Below are 17,198 nucleotides of genomic sequence, written 5' to 3' on the forward strand. Positions count from 1 at the left end.
GCGTACGCCCGGGGGCGCTCAGCGGCTGCGGTGCAACGCGACCAGCAGCTGCCACGCCTGGTCGGCGATCACCCGCGGGGTGCCGTCCAGCAGACCGTGCAGCCAGTCCGCGAGGACCCCCGCGAAGGTCGCCGCCACGGCGGAGGCCACCAGCGGCGCGTCCGCGGCCCCCGCGAGCTCGCGTTCACGCAGGCTGTAGGCGCGCAGGTCCCGGTGCAGCACCCGGCCGAGCGGTCCGCCACCGCCGGGCGCGAGCAGCGTGCGGTACAGCGCGGCGTGCGGGGCGAGACCGGCGAAGAACTCCGGCAGGGCGTCCGGCGCCCGCACCGGGTCGGGGCGTCCGCGCCAGGCGTGCAGCGCCTCCACGGCCTCCCGTACGACATCGGCGCAGGCGTCGACCGCCAGCGCCTCCAGGTCCGGGTAGTGCACGTAGAACGTGGCCCGGCCCACCCCCGCCCGGCGGACCAGCGCGGCCACGCTGACCTCGTGCAGGGGGTGCCGGGCGCACTCGTCGAGGAGGGCCTCCCGCAGCCTGGCCCGGGTGCGGGAGGCCCGGGGGTCCTCCGTGGCCCGGGGCTCCTCGGGGGTCATCCGGCGGCGAGGACGGCGGCCAGAGCCAGGGCGCCGGGCAGGGCCTGGGCGACGAGGATGCGGCGGTTGGCGGTGGCGGCGCCGTACACACCCGCGACGATCACACAGGACAGGAAGAAGATCTGCGCCCGGAATCCGGTCGGGTCGTCGGCGATCAGGCCCCAGACCAGACCGGCGGCGAGGAAGCCGTTGTAGAGGCCCTGGTTGGCGGCGAGGGAGGCCGTCCGCCGCGCCATCTCGGCGTCCATCCCGTGGAAGGACATCCCCGGCTTCTTCTGCCACAGGAACATCTCCATCACCAGGATGTACGCGTGCAGCAGGGCCACCAGCGCGACCAGCACGTTCGCCAGGATCTCCATGGTCAACAGACTCCGTCGTTCACTCGATGCTTCCTGAATTTCTTGGACAGGTGTCCACTATAGCTGGACGACTGTCCATGAAGTCCAGTCGTCGTCACCAGCTCCCTGCTGTTCGCCGAGGACGGCGGGGAGCGGGATCCCGGCCTGAACGTGGACTGGCCGCGCCTGCACGGCGCCGAGGCCTTCACAGCCGCACTGAAGGACCCCGCCAGGCTGCTGCTGGCCGCCGTGCGCGACGGCGAGGTCGTCGGTCATCTGCAGGGATCGATGTCCGGCCCCACCGCCATGCGGCCCGTCGGATCGGCGACCCTCATGGCGCTGTACGTCCGGCCCGAGCACCGGCGCTCCCGGGTCGGGGCCCGCATGGTCGACACCTTCCTGGCGTGGGCGCGGGAGCGGGGCGCGGCGCACGCGGAGGTGACCGCCTCGGCCGCCAACGCCGACGCCATCCGGTTCTACGAGCGCGAGGAGTTCCGTCCCCAGGCGCTCACCCTGCGGCTGAACCTGTAGCCGGCGGGTACCCGGGGAGCGTATGGGCGGCGGCGGACCCTCCCCCGCGCCCGGGATCCCGTACGGAGGAGACATGGCACTGGTACAGGCGGGCCTCGTGGTGCTGGACTGCGCCGAGCCGGAGAAGCTCGCGGTGTTCTACAAGGCACTGCTGGACGCGCGGGAGACGGACGCGACCGCCAACCGCGTCGAGATCGAGGGCGCCTGCGGTGCCCGGATGGCGTTCCGCCGCGACGTCAACGCCACCCCGCCCAGCTGGCCCCGCCCGAGAACTCCCTCCAGGCCCACCTCGACTTCTACGTCGAGGACCTGGACGAGGCCGAGCGGCTGATCGTCTCGCTCGGCGGGCGTCCGGTCGACACCAAGGAGGCGAGCGGACCCTTCGAGGAACGCGGCTACTCCGACCCGGCCGGCCACTCCTTCACACTGCGCCGCGAACACCCCACGGCCCCCAAGCAGGGCTAGGCAGGGTCAGGGGCCCGGAAAGAGGTCGGGTGGCCCGCGCGCGGGCCACCCGACCTCTTTCCGAACGTCAGTCCCGGCCTCCCTTCTCGTCGGCCGGCCACACCCCGGTGGACCGCTCGATGGCCTTGGCGCCCGTGCGGTCCACCGCGCTGCGCACGACCGCGAAGATCGCACCCTGGACGGCAGCCGCCAGCAGGATCTCGCCCCAGCCCCGGTCCCGGTCCAGCGCGTCGGGCGCGTCGTCCTCGTGCCGGATCAGCTTCCAGGTCTTGCGGAACGCGGCCGAGGCCACCGCACCGCTCACCCAGCCCAGCGCGAAGCCGATCGGCTTGTAGGCGACTGGCAGCTTCTTCTTCTTGGACATCTGGTCCTCCTCCTTCGCGTGCGGATGGTCGGCGGCGACGCCGTCCGGTCAGGGACGACCCCGCGGGGCCACGACCTCGGCGGCGGGCACCGGCCCCGGCGGCGTGCCGTCGCCGAACGGGCTGCCGCCCAGGTCCTCCCGCCCGTGGGGGGCGAGCCAGCCCGCGAGATCGGGGCCCAGCGGCACCACGGCGGTCGGGTTGATGCCCGTGTGCACCTGGTAGTAGTGCCGCTTGATGTGGTCGAAGTCGACGGTGTCCCCGAACCCGGGGGTCTGGAAGAGATCACGGGCGTAGGCCCACAGCACCGGGTCCTCCGCCAGCTTCCAGCGGTTGCACTTGAAGTGACCGTGGTAGACGGGGTCGAAACGCACCAGTGTGGTGAAGAGCCGGATGTCCGCCTCCGTGATCGTCCCGCCGACGAGATAGCGCTGCCCCGCCAGCCGCTCCGACAGCGCCTCCAGCCGCCGGAACACCCCGGTGCAGGCCTCCTCGTACTCCTTCTGCCCGGTGGCGAAGCCCGCCCGGTACACGCCGTTGTTGACGTCCTCGTAGACCTCGGCCATCACCGTGTCGATCTCCTCGCGCAGGGCCTCGGGGTACAGGTCGGGCGCGCCCTCGCGGTGCAGATCCGTCCACTCGGTGGCGAGGTCGAGGGTGATCCGCTGGTAGTCGTTGGTGACCAGTTCACCGCTCGGTACGTCCACGACCGCGGGGACGCTGACCCCGCCCGGGTAGTCGCTCTCCCGGGCGTCGTACGCCTCCTTCAGGAAGCGGATGCCCAGCACCGGGTCGCGGCCGCCGGGGTCCAGCGTGAACCGCCAGCTCCGGTCGTCCTGGATCGGGTCGACGACGGCCATCGACAGGGCGTCCTCCAGCCCCAGCAGGCGCCGGGAGATCACCGCCCGGCTCGCCCACGGGCAGGCACGGCTGACCACCAGCCGGTAGCGGCCCGCCTCCACCGGCCAGCCGTCGCGGCCGTCGGCGGTGATCCGGTCCGCGAAGTGGCTCCTGGACCTCTTGAACGCCTTCCGCCCGTACGCCTCGTTGCCCTCACCGACACTCATGCCGTCCGTCCTCCCGGTTCCGGCCGGTTACGTCTGCCCTGAGAGGAGTTCCCCGATTTCCGCGACGCCCACGGTGTGAGCGCGACCGGTCGGGGCAAGCGGCGAAAGTGACCCGGACACCACAAGACACCGAGACGAAGGACGAGCGGGGCGGGGCGGTTCTCGAAGGACCGGGGACCCGGGAACAGAGCGGGACACGGGGACAGGGAGAGACACGGGCCGACCGCAGGACCAGGATCACCGTCCTCGTCGCCCTCGGCGCCAACATCCTGATCGCCGTGGCCAAGACCGTCGGCGGACTCCTCGCCGGCTCGCCCGCGCTGTTGTCGGAGGCCGCGCACTCGGTCGCGGACAGCCTGAACGAGGTCTTCCTCCTCGCCGCGCTGCGCCGCAGCCGCCGTCCCGCCGACGCCCGGCACCCCTTCGGCTACGGCAAGGAGCGCTTCTTCTGGTCCCTGCTGGCCGCCGTCGGCATCTTCGTGATGGGCGGCTGCTTCTCCTTCTACCAGGCGGTCCACGCCCTGACGGGCGAGAGCAGGGACTCCTACGGCGGCTACGTCGCCGGAATCGCCGTGCTCGGCGTGGCCCTCGTCTCCGAGGGCGCCTCACTGCTGCGGGCCCTGCACCAGGTGCGGCGGGAGGGTGGCGTCGACGGACTGCGGGACCCGGCACTGCGCACGGTGGTCGCCGAGGACGGCACGGCGGTCCTCGGGGTGACCCTCGCGATCGCCGGGATGGCCCTGCACATGGTGACCGGCGAGGTGATCTGGGAGGCGTCCGCCTCCTTCGCGATCGGGGCCCTGCTCGTGTACGTCGCCTACTGGCTCGGCCGGGACGCCCGCGAACAGCTCATCGGGGTCGCCGCCGACCCCGAACCCAGCCGGAAGATCCGCTCCCTGCTGGAGGCGCAGCCCGAGATCGACACCGTCGAGGCCCTGCTCACCATGCAACTCGGCCTGGAATCGACCCTGGTGGCCGCTCGCGTCGACCTCGTCCCCGGCCTCGACAGCGAGGAGGTCGAGCTGGTCGCCGTCCGTATCAAACGCTCCATCGCCCATGTCGTCCCCGAGGCCGACCAGATCTTCCTCGACGTGACGGAGAAGACGGGCCCCGGGGAGCGGGCAGGAGAAAACCCCGCCGCGACGGGGGAACGCGGCGGGGCCTGAGACACGGGTGCCCGGCCCTTCGGGGAACATGCGTGGCAGGGTGAAGTTTTTAGTTCCCACCGGACCCGAGAAAGCAGGGCCGCAGCCCCGCTTTCTCGGGTCCGAAGAGCACGGGGCGCAGCCCCTGCTCTTCAGGGGCGCGGGAACTGCGCGACCAGCCCCACCGGACCCGCACCCGCCGACGTGCCCCCTCACCGCCGACCGGGAACGGTCACCCCGCCACCGGCTCCAGCACGAACACGGGAATCTCCCGGTCCGTCTTCTTCTGGTAGTCCTCGTACGGCGGGTACGCCGCGACCGCCCGGTCCCACCACTCGGCCTTCTCGTCCCCGGTGACCTCACGCGCGGTCAGGTCCTGCCGCTTGGGCCCGTCCTGGAGTTCCACCAGCGGGTCGGACTTGATGTTGTGGTACCAGACGGGGTGCTTGGGCGCTCCGCCCTGCGAGGCCACGACCGCGTACCGTCCCTCGTGCTCCACCCGCATCAGCGGGGTCTTGCGGATCTTCCCGCTCTTCGCGCCGCGCGTCGTGAGCACGATGACCGGTAGCCCGGTGTCCAGCAGCGTCGTCCCCTGCGTGCCGCCCGAGCTCTCGTACAACTCGACCTGCTCGCGCACCCACTGGGTGGGGCTGGGCACGTACTCGCCCTCAAGAGGCATGGCAACCGCCCCTTACTGTCGCGTACAGACTCTTCCCCGCATTCAACACCGGCCCCTCGCGGAATCATCCTCATCGGGCCACGTCCGCACGGGGCTTGTGCGAACGCGGCCCGCCATGGGCGACCACTACGGCGTCAGCACGGCCAGTCCCGCGATCACGGCACTCGACACGAGGCCGGTGACCAGCCGCCCCCGGTGCCCGGTCAGCGCCCGGCCCAGCAGGGCGCCGCCGCCCGCGAGCAGCAGCTGCCAGCTCGCCGAGGCGAGAAACGCGGCAAGCACGAACACCGCCTGTTCCAGGGCGCTCACGGCCTCCGTGGCGCGGCTGCCGAGCACCAGCGCGGCGAAGTACACCACCGTCGTGGGGTTCAGCAGGGTGATCCCCAGGAGGGTGACGTAGGCGCGCGCGGGTCCGACCGGATCCCGCTGGTCGCGGGTGGGCAGGCGCCGGGCGCGGTACTGGCGCACGGCCCCGGTCGCGCCGCGTGCCGCCAGCGTGAGGAGCACCAGGGCAGAGGCCCAGCGCAGCGGTGTCAGCACGGGTTGCAGGGCGTTGGTGAGGGCCGTACCGCCGAGGGCGGCGAGCGCGTACAGCCCGTCGGCCGTCGCGACGCCGAGCGCGGCGCACGCTCCGGTCCGCAGGGACGTACGGGCGGTGAGGGAGACGAGGTAGGTCGCGACCGCTCCGACCGGGATGGCGATGCCATAGCCGGCGAGGAGCCCCGCGACGAGCGCGGCCGTCACGACCGGGGCGGTGCCGGCTCCCACGGTCGGCCCGGCTGCTGCTGCCCCCGCACCGGCGAGGCGGTGGCGAGGGACGGCGTCAGGGAGGCGTGATGGCTGAACATGCGCTGATCCTGGAGCCCGGCGCTCCGCCCCCGCAAGCGAATTAGGGCGATGAGGGGCGCCGTGCGCGAGCGATTCGCCGGCGGCCCTTGACCATGGATTCGGCGCCCGCCTGCCGTGTTTGCGCCCAGACGATGGAGAGGGTGCCGGGATGGACGGACGGGCGCGTCCGACGCGGAGCCGTCACGCCTTCGGGCGGCGGCCACTGCGCCGGGGCGCGGGCTCGGCGCCGTTCAGCAGGGTGCGGCGGCGCTCCTCGCCGTGCTCCTCGACCTGGAGCACGACACTGCGCAGTCCCTCCGCGAGGCTGCGGCACTCCGCGTCGCTGAGCTGCCCGGTGACGAAGGCCTCCTCCTCGTTGAAGGCCGGGAACACCCGCCGCATCAGTTCCTCGCCCTCGTCGGTGAGGGCCAGCAGCACCAGCCGTCCGTCCGTCGGGTGGTCCGCCCGCCGCACCAGCCCCCGCGACTCCAGCGTCCGGGCGACCCCCGTGAGTGTGCCCTTGGAGATGCCCGCCTCCTCGGCGACGTGCCGGGTCTCGGACTCGCCCCACACCCACACCACCCACAGCACCACGAAGGCCGTCCAGGTCAGGTCGGAACCGCGCAGCACGGAGTTCTCCAGGTGCTGCCGCACCGCCGAGGCGGCCCGGTAGATGTTCGCCACCGCCGCCATCTGGTCCCGGCGGATCGAGAAGTCCCCCAGCTTCGCCGCGGCGAGCTTCTCGACTTCGGTGATGGATCGCTGGCCGGGCACGGGTGCTCCTCTGATCGGTCGCTCGGTCATTCGGGATCAAATTGTACGGAGGAGAGGGAATCCATGATGAGTGAGGCTACGGCGGTGTCGGCCTCCTCGTACGTGCCCGGCTCAGCGCTCTCGTACGTGCCCGGCTCAGCGCTCGAAGACGACCCCGCCGTCGAACACCGTCATGTCGACCTGCACCCCGGTGATCTCATGGGGGTCGAGGCCGAGCAGCGGCCGGTCCAGCACGCACAGGTCGGCCACCTTGCCCAGCTCCACGGACCCCTTCCACTCCTCCGCGAAGTCCTGCCGAGCCGGATTGATCGTGTACGCCCGCAGCGCCTCGGCGAGGTCCACCCGCTGCTCGGGACCGCTGACCCGGCCGCCGGCCTTCGACTCGCGCAGCAGCATCCCGGCGACGCCCTGCCGCCAGTCGGGCTCCGTGATCGGCGCGTCCGAGCTGGCGCACACCGCCACGCCCGCGTCGAAGGCCGAGCGCGTCGGCCACTGGTACGCCGACCGCTCCGCGCCCACGACCTCCGCCATCAGGTCCGAGATCGTCCACTTGATGGCGGGGTTCATGTTGACGCCGTAGCCGTGCGCGGCCAGCCGGGCGAGACTGTCGGCGCCGATGAAGTCGCCGTGGATGACGTAGTGCCGGGCGTCGGAGCGCGGCACGGCCTCCTGCGCCGCCGTGAACGCGTCCACCACGAGATCGATGGCCCGGTCGCCGGTGACGTGGACCCCCAGCTGGTAACCCGCCTCGTGCGCGATCCGGATCATGTCGAACAACTCGTCCACCTGCAGCTCGGGCGTGCGCCCGTGCACACAGAGCGAGCCGTGACCGCCGCCGACGTAGGGCTCGTTCATCCAGGCCGTGCGGTTCGGCGGCACCCCGTCGGCGAAGATCTTCACGCCGATGGCGTTCAGCCGCCGGGGGTCCGCCGACTCCGGGCGGTGGAGTTCGGCCAGTCCCTTGCGGACGTCGTCGGCGGAGCCCCCCATGGGCGCGGGCAGCAGGAGGACGCTGACCCGGGCGTGCAGCGAGCCGGTCGCCGCCAGGTCCGCGTACGCTGTCCAGTTGTCGGTGCTCAGCCCGCCGAACAGGGTCTCGGAGCCGCCGGGGCCGAGACCCGGCTCGGTGTAGCTGGTGATGCCCCGCGCGTGGAGCTCGGCGACGACACCCCGGATGGCCTGGCGGCGCCGAGCGATCGTGGGGGAGGGCAAGGCGGCCTGGAGGAGGGCGCCGGCCGCCTCGCGCAGGATGCCCGTGGGCCGGCCGTCGGGGGCGCGGTCGATGACACCGCCGTCGGGCGCCCCGGTGCTCGCGTCGATCCCGCAGCGGCGCAGAGCCTCGCTGTTGGCCCACACCATGTGCTGGGAGAAGTCGGTCAGACAGACGGGGTGGCCGGGCGCCACCGCGTCCAGGTCCCTCCGGTGCGGCAGACGGCCCGGCTCGGCGAGGCACTCGGCGAGATAGCCGGGGTCCCAGCCCAGGCCGACGATCCACTCGCCGGGCTCGGCCGCCCGCACCGCCGCGCCCACGACCTGCGCGACGTCGGCGATCGACCCCACCGCCGGGTGGCCCACGTCCAGGGCGAACGGCGGCCTCGACAACCCGTACGCGGCGCCGTGCAGATGGGAGTCGTTGATGCCCGGCAGCACGGTGCGTCCGGCCAGCTCGACGATCCGCGTCGTCGGCCCGGCCAGGGCGCGCATCTCGGCGTCCGTGCCGACGGCCACGATCTCCCGGCCGCGTACGGCCACCCCCTCGGCGACCGAGAAGGCGGCGTCGACGGTGATGACCTGACCGCCGGTCAGGACGAGGGTGGGGGAAGTGTCGCTCACGAGGACCTCGCTGGAGTGTCGGAGGAGGGGAACGCGGGAGGGGGAGTACGGGAAGGTTCGGGGAAGCCGGGTCACCGGGTGGTACGCGGGCCGAAGTACGCGAGCGCGGCGCCCGCCACCAGGGCCACGCCCTGCGCCATCTGCTGCCAGAACGTCGGCACGCTCAGCAGTGTCAGCCCGTTCTGCAGGCAGCCCAGGAACAGCACGCCGAGCAGCACCCCGAGAACCGAACCGGAACCGCCGCTCAGGGCGACCCCGCCCAGCAGCACGGCCGTGAGCACGGTCAGTTCGAAGCCCGCGCCCGAAGTGCCCGCGACCGCGCTGTCCAGCACCGACGCCTTGATCGCCCCGGCCAGCGCGGCGGCCGTACCGGTGACCACGAACAGCGCGAAGGGCGTACGGCGGACATCGATGCCCGAGAGGTAGGCGGCCTCCCGGTTGACCCCGATCGCGAACACATGGCGTCCGGTGGGCGTGTACGCCACGAACAGCGCCCCGGCCACGAGCACGACGGCGGCGATGACGACGGGGGCCGCGATCCCGGCGAGCCGTGCCCCGCCCAGCCAGGCGAAGCCGTCGCCGAAACCGCTCAGCGGCAGCGGGAAGAGCTGTTGCGCCAGGCCGCGCACGGCCGCCAGCATGCCCAGCGTCACGATGAACGGCGACAGCCCCAGGTAGCAGCAGAGCACTCCGTTCACGGCGCCGACCGCCGCGCCGGCGGCCAGGGCCCCGAGGACGGCGACCACGGGGGACTGGGCCTGCTCACCGGCGAGCCAGCCCGCCGTCAGCGCGCCCAGCGCCAGCGTCGAGCCCACCGACAGATCCAGGTAGCCGCTGATGACCAGCAGCGCCAGGGGCACGGCGACGATCGCGAGGGCCGCCGCGTCGGTGGCGATCCCGCGCAGGTTCCCCGGGTCGAGGAAGCTGCCCGTGGACAGCTGGAACACCAGCACCAGCAGGGTGAGGACGACGATCAGAGGATGGCGCCGCAGCGTCGAGAGCCCGTGCGCGGCCAGTGCGCGCGGGCCGGGCACGACGCGCTCGGCGGCGGTCACGGTGGTCATGCTGCTCCTTCGTGGGAGGGACGGGCGGGGTGGTGGGAGGGTCGTCCGAGGGGTGGCGCGACTGTCGGGGCGCGGGTCCCGCGTCGTGGACGGCCGCCAGCAGGGACGCCTCGGTGAGGTCCGGGCCGGAGAGTTCGGCGACGATCCGGCCCCGGTCGACGACCAGACAGCGGTGGGCGAGTCGGGCCGCCTCCTCCGGGTCGCTTGAGGCGAACAGCACCGCCGTGCCGCGCTGTGCCGCGAGCGTGGAGACGACGTCGTAGATCTCCTGACGGGCGCCGACGTCGACGCCCTGGGTCGGCTCGTCGAGCAGCAGCACGTCGACGGACCTGGCCTCGTTGATCCAGCGGCCGAGCAGCAGCTTCTGCTGGTTGCCGCCGGAGAACGCGGAGGCGGGCAGCCCCGGCCGCGCGGGGCGCAGCCCGACCGCCTCGGCGAGCGCGCGGAACACCCGCCGCTCCGCGCCGAGGGCCCGCACCCCGCGCCGGGCGAGCGTCCGCACGCTCGGCAGCAGCACGTTGTCCTGCGCGCTCAGCCCCGCGAACAGGCCCTGCGCGCGCCGGTCCGCCGGCACCAGCGCGATCCCGGCGGCGAGCGCGTCGGCGGGCCGGGCGGGGGAGAGGGCACGCCCACCGACATGGACCACGCCGCCCTCGGCCCGCCGTCTGCCGAACAACGTCTCCAGGACCCGTGTACGCCCTGACCCGATCAGCCCGTACAGCCCCACGATCTCGCCCTCCCCGACGGTGAGATCGACCGGTGAACCCGGCCCCACGCAGGCCGCGCAGCGAGACGGGCGGGGCGGGGGCTGCCGGGGAGGAGGGGCCGGATCCGCAGTGGTTCCGGGGTTCTGCGCGTTGGACCGTCCGTGCCGGGTGGCGGGCCACCGAGATGCCGGGGGCGGTGGTCCGCTGTCGACGGGGAGCGGCCACCGTGGTACCCGGGACCGGTGGGGGCCGGTTCGTCGGGCCGGACGCCGTCCGAGGTCGGGACCGCGTCGCCGCTCGCTTCGGTCGAAACCGTCGCCCCGGTGGTGGCGTCGCGGCGAACGGGCTTCGCCGTGCCGACCACACCGGGCCCGGTCCCGGTGGTCGCCGGCGGTCCGCCTTCCCGGGCTCCCGCGATCGCCCGTACCAGGTCGTGGCGGTGGTGGACGCCGGTCGCCGTGTGGGTGACGCGGCCGTCGCGGAGGACGGTCACCGCGTCCGCGAGGCGTTCGACCTCGGCCAGGAGGTGGGTGACGTAGACGATCGCCAGGCCCTGGGTGCGCAGGTCCTCCACGCGGCCGGCCAGGGCCTCGCTCTCGGTCCCGGAGAGCGCCGCCGTGGGCTCGTCCAGGACCAGCACCGAGGCGCTGCGGCTGAGAGCCTTGGCGATCTCGACCAACTGCTTCTGGCCCATGGGCAGTTCACCCACCCGGTCGCGCGGCGAGCAGCTCGCGGCAACGCGGCCCAGGAGTTCGGCGGCCACCTTCTCCTGGGCCCTGCGGTCCACCCGCCCGTAACGGGTCCACTCCTGGCCGAGGAAGATGTTCTCGGCCACGGTCAGGGAGTCCACGACGCTGAGCGTCTGGAAGATGATCGCCACCCCCGCCGCGATCGACTCGCGCGGACTGAGCCGGGCGTACGCCACCCCACCCACCTCGATCGTCCCGCTGTCCGGCGGGAACGCTCCGCCCAGACACTTGATCAGCGTGGACTTCCCGGCGCCGTTGTGCCCGAGCAGGGCGTGCACCTGACCGGCGGGCACGGTGAGGTCCACCCCGTCCAGCGCCCGCACCCCGCCGAAGGACTTGCCGAGGGAGGAGATCCGCAGGTTGGGAGGGTTCACCGCCCCGGGGCCGCCGGGTGCACCGGGTCTGCCCGGTCCGCCCGGTCGGCTCGGTCCGCTCGGTCCGCCGAGGCCGCCGGAGCCCCCGGGCGCCCCGGCCGTCGTGCCCTTCGTGTCGCTCATGTCGGCCATCACGCGGCCCTACCCGTTCTGGGCGAGCAGCGCGTCGATCTGAGCCGTGTCCCCGCTCCGGATCAGCTTCACCGGCACCTGGACACTCGCGTCGGCCTTCCCGGCGGCGACCGCGAGCGGCACGTCGACGATGGCGTCGGCGATGTCCTGCGGGGCGAGCGCGGAGGAGGCCCGGTAGAACGTGCCCTGCTTGATGGCGAGCAGCGAGGGCGCCGAGCCGTCCTGCCCGCCCACGAAGGTCTTCCTGTCGTCCTTCTTCCGCCCGGCCTGCTGCAGCGCCTTGTACCCGCCGTACGCCGCCGCGTCCGTGATCCCGAGGACGATGTTGAGGTCGGGGTGCTTGGCGAGCAGCGCGTTGGTCTTCGACAGCCCTGTGTCCGGGTCGATGGCCTGCTCCTGAGCCACCACGTCGACACCGGGCGCGAGCTTGGTGAAGGCGTCGACCATGCCCTTCGTGCGCTCCCGGCCCAGTTCGATGGTGTTGTCGACCAGGAACGCGATCTTCCCCTTGCCGTTCAGCTTCTCGTCGGCCCACTTCGCCGCCGCCTCGCCCAGCAGCGTGCCGCTCTCGCGGAAGCTGAACCGGATGTCGGCACTCTGGTTCTCCAGCGTGCCGCCATAGGTCACCCAGATCAGCCCCGCGTCGAGGGCGGACTTCGCTATCGACTCGGCGGCCTCGAAGACCATCGGGAACGACACGATCGCGGGCGTCTTCCGGGTGACCCAGGTGGTGAGATTACTGGCCTGCGTGTCGGGGTTGCTCGCGTCGCTCGTCGTCAGCAGTTCGACGTCGTGCTTCTTCGCGGCGGCCGTCGAGAGCTTCACCAGGGTGGTGTAGAGCGGGAGTTGGGTGAAGGGGTAGTCGAGGCCGATCTGCGTGAGCGTGCGAGCGGAGGGGGACGCGTCCGCCGCCTTCGCCGAATCGGAGCCGCTCTCCGGGGCGCTGCAGCCCGTGGCGACCAGCCCGGTCGCGGTGAGCGTGCCGGCCGACCACGCGAGGAACTGCCTGCGCGAGGCCGGGGGGACGGGAAGGGGGCGTCTGGTCATGGCGGGGATCTCCAAGGGGAACGGGGCCCGTCGGCGACGGGCGTCCTGCCGTGCCGAACAGGAAAGACCCCACGGCCCCGCCCCACCATCCGTACAAATACCGACTGCGGACGCCGACGGGGCCGTGTGTGTCCGGTGGGTGGCCGCGCACGGCCGGGCCGGGAGGGCCGGTCGAAGAGGCCGGGCGGGAGCGCACACGTCCGGTGGGAAATGGGGGTGGAGCACGGGTGCGTGCGGCGGGGTGCGATGGCAGCGGACCACATGGGTCCGGTGGGCGGACATCGGCGAGTGGGTGCGTCGGCGCGCGCCGGGCTGCACCGCACACGTCCGGTCGGAGCGGTGCCCGCCTTTTCAGGGGCGCAGGGGCGCGGTGTCCGCTGGCGGCGCGGACACCGCCGGTGGCATGTGCCGCCGCGCGCACGTCGGCGGATGGGCGGGCGCGTCGCGGATCGGGGAATGCCTTGTCCGTCGGATCCCGACCGCTTATCGTTAGGCCCCAAAAGACCTGCACCGGTCTCGGGGCGGACCCGGGAGGCCCGCATGCTCACCCACCACCAGTTCGCCGCCGCCGCCCGCATCGGCATGCTCACCCGCGAACGCGACACCGCCACCGCCTGCGCCGAGGCCCTCCACGAACTCGGCCGCGCCCTTCCCCTGGACGCCGCCACCCTCCTGGAGATCGACCCCGTCACCGGCGCCCACGTCCAGGTCGCGGGCGTCGGCTACGACGCCGACGTCTCCGCCGCGCTGGCCGCCGAGTTCGTCTCGACCCCGTGGTACGCCAACGTCCTGCGCAGCGAGATCCCGCCCTCCATCTGCGCGGACGTCGAGGACCCGGGCCAGCGTTACCGCGACGGCTGGTTCTACGCCGAGCGGATGCGTCCGGCGGGCGTCCGCGACGCGGTCACGGGCGCCCTGCGCCACCACGGGCGGCTCGTGGGCCTGATTACCCTCTCCACCGCGACCCCCGACGCCTACGACACGGCGACCCGCCGTCTGCTGGCGTCCCTGCTGCCCGCCCTGGGCGTCCTCGCCGACCCCACCGCGCACGTGGGCGAGAGCCTCGACCTCCCGGCGGACGGCGGCGCCGGCCTCGTCGTCGCCGACGACACCCTCGAACTCCCGGGCCGGGACCCCGCCGTGGTCCTCCGGGACGCCGAGTTCCGCCGCCTCGTGGGCGCCTTCGCCGACTCCCACGGCACCCGGCTGCGGCTGCTGTGGCCGGTGGGGGCCGACTGGTACCGGGTCACCCTGCGCCGCCACACCCTCGGCGCGGCCGTCGTACGCCGCGCGGTCCTCGTCCACGAGACGCCCACCCCGCTGCCGTACGGGCTCAGCCCGCGGGAACTGGAGGTGCTCACCCGGGCGGCCACCGGCCGGACGAACCAGGCCATCGCCAAGGCGCTGTTCCTCTCCCCGCGCACCGTGCACACCCACGTCGAGCATCTGCTGCGCAAGACCGGCGCCGCCTCCCGCGCCGAGGCCACCGCCCTCGCCGTACGGGACGGACTGCTCCGGCCGACCGCCGAGGACGTCGAACGCTTCGTCGAGAGATCGCCCGGCGGATGAGGCGGGTTCAGTAGGGTCGACAGGTGACTGCGACTGCGAACACCGCCGGAGACCGGTCGGGACGAGGCGGGCCCGGCCGGGGCGACAGGCCCTTCCTCTACGTCGTCGTCTGCGCGGCCGGCGTCGCCGCCGGGGTCAGCAAGCTCGTCACCGCCGCCCAGGAGCGCGACTGGGAGGTCGGGGTCATCGCGACGCCCGTCGCCATGGGCGGTTTCTTCGACCCGGCCGCCGTCGAGGCACAGACCGGGCGCCCGATCCGTTCCGCCTGGCGGCGACCGGGCGACGCGCGCCCCTTCCCGCCGCCGGACGCCGTGGTGGTCGCGCCCGCCACCTTCAACACCGTCAACAAGTGGGCCGCCGGACTGGCCGACACCCTCGCGGTCGGCACCCTGTGCGAGGCCTGCGGCCTGGGCGTCCCGATCGCCGTGCTGCCCTGCGTCGCCGACGCCCTCGCCGCCCACCCCGCGTACCGCGCGAGTGTGGAACGCCTGCGCGGCATGGGCGTCAGGTTCGGCGCCCCGTACGCCGGTGAGGCCGAGGGGGAGGACGGCGGACGCGCCGAGTTCCTGTGGGAACGTGCACTGGATTTGCTGGAGGCGGACGACGAGGGAGCGGCCCTCACACGCTGAGCTCCGTCGCCGCCCCCATCGGCAGCCACCGGAACACGTCCCGCACCTCGACGGGGCCCCGGCCGACGTCCGCTCGGCCGCCACGCGGGCTACCCGGAAGTGACTCCACCCTGCGTAGTGCACCGGCACGACGGTACGGGCACGCAGCAGCCGGCAGACGTCGACGGCCCCGAGACCACCCGGCAGCCGCGCTGCCGCCGCGTCCGGCAGCACGGGACTGGCCCCGCCCCCGGAGGCCGTCGGGCGTCTGGCCGACCCGGGGCCCGCCGTGAGCGACCGGGAGATCGAGGTCGTACGGCCGCTCGCGCTCGGCCACAGCAACCGCTCCATCGCTGCCCGTCCCTTCCTCACCGAGGCCACCGTCAAGACCCATCCGGTCCGCGTCCACCGCAAGCTCGGCACCGAGAACGGGGCGAGCACGGTCTCCGAGGCGGTCGGGCGCGGACTGCTCAGACTGTGCTGAGACCCCCGGCCCCGGTCAGTGGGCTCCCACCGGTTCGAACTCCGTGCCGCACGGGCCCGCTCCCTCGCTCTCCGCGAGGGCCACGGGGGCGCCGCTCATCGTCAGCGTCTCGTAGTAGCGGCCGATGCGTTCGGCGGAGCGGCCCACGTAGTGGCCGATGAAGGAACGGCGGAAGCGATCGGCGGTGTGGTTGGGCTGGGAGCCGTGGACCAGGCTGCCGTTGAAGAAGAGGACGTCACCCGGGGACATGTCGACGGGCACGGGGGTCAGACCGGGCGGCGGCGCGACGTACTCGCGGGCGAAGGACACCTCCGCGTCCGCCACCTCCGGACAGAACAGATCCATGCGGTGCGTCCCCGGCACCACCTCCAGACCACCGTTGTCCCGGTCGATCACGTCGCAGGCGATCCACGCGGCCACACAGGTCCCCGGTTCGACCCGCAGATAGAAGTTGTCCTGGTGCAGCGCCTGCCCCCGGGCCCCCGGCGGCTTGAAGTAGAACATGCTCTGCGCGGCCAGCACCTCCTCGCCGAGCAGCCCCTCCAGGATCTCCCGCAGCCGGGTGTCGAGGAGAACCCGCAGCGACATGTCGTCGATGCGGTGCGGATGCATCACCCGGGGGTAGACATGCAGGGGGTCCGCCGGCCCGTCCGCCGGGACCGGGCGCGGTTGGAAGTGACCCGGGACGGGGCCGCCGGCCTGCAGCGCCGCGAACCGGTCGCACAGCTGCTCGATCTCGGTCGGCGAGAACAGCCCTCGCACCACCACATAGCCGTTCTCCTCGAACTCCGTGTTGTCCGTGACTGTCATCCGTGGCACCCCTTCTCGGCGTCGTCCGTGTACTCCAAGCTAGGCACGAGCGCTCTTCCGGAGGATGCCTGTGCGTGCTGACGACCTGCCCAAGACTGCTGCGCCCGTCAATCCGTCGCCGGGCCAGGTGATCATCGGACGCTTCGACCAGCGGCCGCCCTACGCCATGCACCGGGCGCGCGGCGCGGACAGCTGGCTGTTCACCTGGACCACGGGCGGCGGAGGACTGCTGCGGCAGGGCGGCACGCGGGTCCCGGCCGGCCCGGGCGACCTCGTGGTCCTCGGCCCGGGGATGCCGCAGCACTACACGGTCCGGCCCGGTGCCGGGCACTGGGCGTTCTGGTGGGTGCACTGCCAGGCGCGCCCGTCCTGGACCGCCTGGCTGCGCCCGTACGAGACCGCCGACCGTGTGTACGCCGTGCCCTCGGCCCCCGACGGCATCCGCGAACGGGTCGACGCGGCCTTTTGCCGCATGCTCGCGGACGCCCGCTGGACCGGCGAGGGCTCCCCGCCCGCCCCGCGCACCGACGCCGAGCCGTCGCGGGGAGGCGGCACCTTGTCGACGCCCGGGGCCCTCGCACCCCGTGACGAGGTCGCCGTCGCGCACGGCACGGCGGCCCGTGAACTCGCCCTGTGCTCACTGGAGGAGGTGGTGCTGCTCACCGCCGCCAGGGCCGAGCCGCGCCGGTCGGGGGTGGATCCGAGGATCAGGCGGGCGCAGGACCTGATCGCCGCCGACCCCGGCGCCCCGCACACCGTCCGCTCCCTCGCCGAGCGGGTCTCCCTCTCCCCGTCCCGCTTCGCGCACCTGTTCACCGAGCAGCTCGGCCACTCCCCGATGCGGGCCCTCAGCCGGGCCCGCCTGCTGCACGCCGCCCGTCTCCTGGAGGCCACCGAGCTCCCCGTGGAACGGGTCGCAGCCGCCTCCGGGTTCGGCAGCCCGTTCCACTTCAGCCGGGTGTTCCGCCAGCGCTACGGGGTGCCGCCGGGGGAGTACCGGCAGGGGCTCCGGGACCGCGACTGAACGGTCCCGCCCCGGCC

The 17,198-nt window shown here is 73.3% G+C and carries 20 protein-coding genes; 7 read left to right on the plus strand and 13 right to left on the minus strand.

What is annotated here, in order from left to right:
• Nucleotides 1-18 precede the first annotated feature (18 nt).
• On the minus strand, nt 19-591 hold the full coding sequence (locus E4N62_RS41035; RefSeq protein WP_230223001.1) for a TetR/AcrR family transcriptional regulator: 573 nt from the start codon (nt 589-591) through the stop codon (nt 19-21).
• A complete protein-coding gene (locus E4N62_RS41040; protein WP_215457601.1) occupies nt 588-950 on the minus strand; it encodes a DUF1304 domain-containing protein in 363 nt (120 codons plus the stop codon). Before E4N62_RS41040 ends, E4N62_RS41035 begins: the two co-directional genes overlap by 4 nt.
• Nucleotides 951-1,100: 150 nt before the next feature.
• Here E4N62_RS41040 and E4N62_RS41045 point away from each other — a divergent pair, with 150 nt between their 5' ends.
• Together E4N62_RS41045 and E4N62_RS41050 are read left to right on the plus strand one after the other, a co-directional pair.
• The gene (locus E4N62_RS41045) at nt 1,101-1,460 is read left to right on the plus strand and encodes a GNAT family N-acetyltransferase (protein WP_230223003.1); all 360 of its coding nucleotides are present in this window, start codon (nt 1,101-1,103) and stop codon (nt 1,458-1,460) included.
• A gap of 204 nt (nt 1,461-1,664) precedes the next feature.
• On the plus strand, nt 1,665-1,925 hold the full coding sequence (locus tag E4N62_RS41050) for a VOC family protein (protein ID WP_374117209.1): 261 nt from the start codon (nt 1,665-1,667) through the stop codon (nt 1,923-1,925).
• 67 nt (nt 1,926-1,992) lie between these two features.
• Here E4N62_RS41050 and E4N62_RS41055 read toward each other — a convergent pair whose 3' ends face one another.
• A complete protein-coding gene (locus tag E4N62_RS41055) occupies nt 1,993-2,289 on the minus strand; it encodes a DUF4235 domain-containing protein (RefSeq protein ID WP_184902667.1) in 297 nt (98 codons plus the stop codon).
• A gap of 48 nt (nt 2,290-2,337) precedes the next feature.
• A complete protein-coding gene (locus E4N62_RS41060) occupies nt 2,338-3,354 on the minus strand; it encodes a glutathione S-transferase family protein (RefSeq protein WP_230223005.1) in 1,017 nt (338 codons plus the stop codon).
• Between the two features lie 107 nt (nt 3,355-3,461).
• Between E4N62_RS41060 and E4N62_RS41065 the strand changes: the two genes are divergently transcribed.
• A complete protein-coding gene (locus E4N62_RS41065; protein WP_230223007.1) occupies nt 3,462-4,520 on the plus strand; it encodes a cation diffusion facilitator family transporter in 1,059 nt (352 codons plus the stop codon).
• 211 nt (nt 4,521-4,731) lie between these two features.
• On the opposite strand, the gene E4N62_RS41070 is transcribed toward E4N62_RS41065, so the two are convergent.
• The 8 genes from E4N62_RS41070 to E4N62_RS41105 form a co-directional block, all read right to left on the minus strand.
• Entirely contained in the window at nt 4,732-5,178 is a 447-nt protein-coding gene (locus E4N62_RS41070) for a nitroreductase family deazaflavin-dependent oxidoreductase (protein WP_230223010.1), read from the minus strand.
• Nucleotides 5,179-5,304: 126 nt separating this feature from the next.
• On the minus strand, nt 5,305-5,922 hold the full coding sequence (locus E4N62_RS41075) for a LysE family transporter (RefSeq protein WP_230223012.1): 618 nt from the start codon (nt 5,920-5,922) through the stop codon (nt 5,305-5,307).
• A 285-nt stretch (nt 5,923-6,207) separates the two neighbouring features.
• The gene (locus E4N62_RS41080; RefSeq protein ID WP_184902675.1) at nt 6,208-6,780 is read right to left on the minus strand and encodes a MarR family winged helix-turn-helix transcriptional regulator; all 573 of its coding nucleotides are present in this window, start codon (nt 6,778-6,780) and stop codon (nt 6,208-6,210) included.
• A gap of 135 nt (nt 6,781-6,915) precedes the next feature.
• Nucleotides 6,916-8,613, minus strand: a complete 1,698-nt coding sequence (locus E4N62_RS41085) for an amidohydrolase (protein WP_230223014.1) — start codon at nt 8,611-8,613, stop codon at nt 6,916-6,918.
• A gap of 71 nt (nt 8,614-8,684) precedes the next feature.
• Nucleotides 8,685-9,473 (minus strand): ABC transporter permease, encoded by a 789-nt coding sequence (locus tag E4N62_RS41090; RefSeq protein WP_230223016.1) that lies wholly within the window; start codon nt 9,471-9,473, stop codon nt 8,685-8,687.
• Nucleotides 9,376-10,452, minus strand: coding sequence for an ATP-binding cassette domain-containing protein (locus tag E4N62_RS41095; protein WP_308186135.1), 1,077 nt, complete (start codon nt 10,450-10,452; stop codon nt 9,376-9,378). Before E4N62_RS41095 ends, E4N62_RS41090 begins: the two co-directional genes overlap by 98 nt.
• Nucleotides 10,386-11,630 carry an ATP-binding cassette domain-containing protein gene (locus E4N62_RS41100; RefSeq protein WP_230223020.1) on the minus strand — a complete coding sequence of 415 codons (1,245 nt, stop codon included), beginning with the start codon at nt 11,628-11,630 and terminating at the stop codon, nt 10,386-10,388. Before E4N62_RS41100 ends, E4N62_RS41095 begins: the two co-directional genes overlap by 67 nt.
• Before the next feature lie 18 nt (nt 11,631-11,648).
• Nucleotides 11,649-12,686 carry a sugar ABC transporter substrate-binding protein gene (locus E4N62_RS41105; RefSeq protein WP_230223022.1) on the minus strand — a complete coding sequence of 346 codons (1,038 nt, stop codon included), beginning with the start codon at nt 12,684-12,686 and terminating at the stop codon, nt 11,649-11,651.
• 540 nt (nt 12,687-13,226) lie between these two features.
• Between E4N62_RS41105 and E4N62_RS41110 the strand changes: the two genes are divergently transcribed.
• The 3 genes from E4N62_RS41110 (at nt 13,227) to E4N62_RS41120 (ending at nt 15,347) form a co-directional block, all read left to right on the plus strand.
• Nucleotides 13,227-14,255 carry a LuxR C-terminal-related transcriptional regulator gene (locus tag E4N62_RS41110; RefSeq protein WP_230223024.1) on the plus strand — a complete coding sequence of 343 codons (1,029 nt, stop codon included), beginning with the start codon at nt 13,227-13,229 and terminating at the stop codon, nt 14,253-14,255.
• A gap of 23 nt (nt 14,256-14,278) precedes the next feature.
• Complete coding sequence (locus E4N62_RS41115; RefSeq protein WP_230223026.1) at nt 14,279-14,884, plus strand: flavoprotein; 606 nt, start codon at nt 14,279-14,281, stop codon at nt 14,882-14,884.
• A 268-nt stretch (nt 14,885-15,152) separates the two neighbouring features.
• Nucleotides 15,153-15,347, plus strand: a complete 195-nt coding sequence (locus tag E4N62_RS41120) for a response regulator transcription factor (protein ID WP_374117206.1) — start codon at nt 15,153-15,155, stop codon at nt 15,345-15,347.
• Nucleotides 15,348-15,362: 15 nt separating this feature from the next.
• On the opposite strand, the gene E4N62_RS41125 is transcribed toward E4N62_RS41120, so the two are convergent.
• Complete coding sequence (locus tag E4N62_RS41125; protein WP_230223028.1) at nt 15,363-16,157, minus strand: phytanoyl-CoA dioxygenase family protein; 795 nt, start codon at nt 16,155-16,157, stop codon at nt 15,363-15,365.
• A gap of 64 nt (nt 16,158-16,221) precedes the next feature.
• On the opposite strand from E4N62_RS41125, the gene E4N62_RS41130 reads away from it, so the two are divergent.
• Nucleotides 16,222-17,181 carry a helix-turn-helix domain-containing protein gene (locus E4N62_RS41130; protein WP_230223030.1) on the plus strand — a complete coding sequence of 320 codons (960 nt, stop codon included), beginning with the start codon at nt 16,222-16,224 and terminating at the stop codon, nt 17,179-17,181.
• Nucleotides 17,182-17,198 lie beyond the last annotated feature (17 nt).

The sequence above is a fragment of the Streptomyces sp. MNU76 genome, from assembly GCF_020982545.1.
Lineage (GTDB): Bacteria > Actinomycetota > Actinomycetes > Streptomycetales > Streptomycetaceae > Streptomyces.